Genomic DNA, 756 nt, shown 5'->3' on the forward strand with positions numbered 1-756 from the left:
TACCCCCCGATCATCACCAGCCCGCCGCCGCGGCCGACGTAGTCCGCCACCAGGGAGAGCTTGTTCGGGGACTTCTCCGACCGCAAGAACGTCTCGTCCGGCAACAGGAACGAGTTGGACCCGATATCAGAGATGACAACGACGTCGAACGCGTCGAGCGCCTCCGCCGTCTTCGGGAACAGCGCGCTGATCTCGTGTCCGCGCACGTATGTCAGCTCGTGGCCCGCCGCCCGCACGCAGTCCAGGAAGACGCCGGCGCCTTCCTCGTACTCGGTGGAGTGGAACTGGTCGAAACCCTTCATGTGGATCGTGTGCTTGATCCAGGACTCACCCGCGACTAGGACGCGGAGCGGATCGGAACTCAGATTGTCGGCCATGTGCCCTCCCCTCGGCTCGGAGTTACTATAAACGATTCTCGCTGCGGGCTGATAGCGCCCACTCGAGCGGATCACACGTCGGCCGGTGGCCGCCGCCTCACAAGCTCACTTCCGAGAGCACGAGCAGGCGCGGTTCGGTGTAGTCCTCCATCGCGGCCCGCACTCCTTCGCGGCCGATGCCGGACTCCTTGACCCCTCCGTACGGCATCTGCTCGGCCCGGAAGGTGGGGATGTCGCCGACGATGACGCCTCCGACCTCCAGCTCCCGATGTGCGCGGAACGCCGTCTGGATGTCGTGGGTGAAGATCCCGGCCTGCAGGCCGAAGCGCGAGTCGTCCAGCGCCCGCAGGCCCTCGTCGACGCCGTCCACCGCCGCGAC

At 66.4% G+C, this 756-nt stretch carries 2 protein-coding genes; both read right to left on the reverse strand.

What is annotated here, in order from left to right; translation table 11 throughout:
* On the reverse strand, positions 1-377 hold a 377-nt coding region (locus tag PKE99_RS38095), incomplete at its 3' end, for a glutamine amidotransferase (RefSeq protein ID WP_271215106.1).
* A 97-nt stretch (positions 378-474) separates the two neighbouring features.
* A partial coding sequence (locus PKE99_RS38100; protein WP_271215107.1) for an aldehyde dehydrogenase family protein occupies positions 475-756 on the reverse strand: 282 nt, incomplete at its 5' end.

It is taken from the genome of Pseudonocardia halophobica, assembly GCF_027922425.1.
Taxonomy (GTDB): Bacteria; Actinomycetota; Actinomycetes; order Mycobacteriales; family Pseudonocardiaceae; genus Pseudonocardia; species Pseudonocardia halophobica.